The sequence below is a fragment of the Pseudomonas baetica genome, from assembly GCF_019733355.1.
Taxonomy (GTDB): domain Bacteria; phylum Pseudomonadota; class Gammaproteobacteria; order Pseudomonadales; family Pseudomonadaceae; genus Aquipseudomonas; species Aquipseudomonas baetica_A.
The window spans coordinates 1-250 of record NZ_JAIHLQ010000196.1; the positions used below are offsets into that span (position 1 = coordinate 1).

Here is a 250-nt window from a genome sequence, read left to right on the forward strand (position 1 = left end):
GACGTGAGCGTGAACCATGGTTGCTGGCCAGCAATTTAGTTCAGAGCGAGTGGAATCCGGCAAAGATCGTGGCGGTTTACAAACGACGCATGCAAATTGAGGAAGGTTTCAGAGATGTGAAAAGTGAGCACCTGGGATTGGGTCTGAATCTACATCGCAGCCATTGCCTGCATCGTATTGAAATACTGCTGTTGGTTGCCGCTCTCGCCAATTACCTGCTCTTTTTAACGGGGCTTCAGGCTCGCCAAAG

Annotated in this window: 1 protein-coding gene; it reads left to right on the forward strand. The window is 50.4% G+C overall.

The window, feature by feature from the left end:
- A partial coding sequence (locus K5E40_RS34725) for a transposase (RefSeq protein WP_221734464.1) occupies positions 1-250 on the forward strand: 250 nt, incomplete at both ends.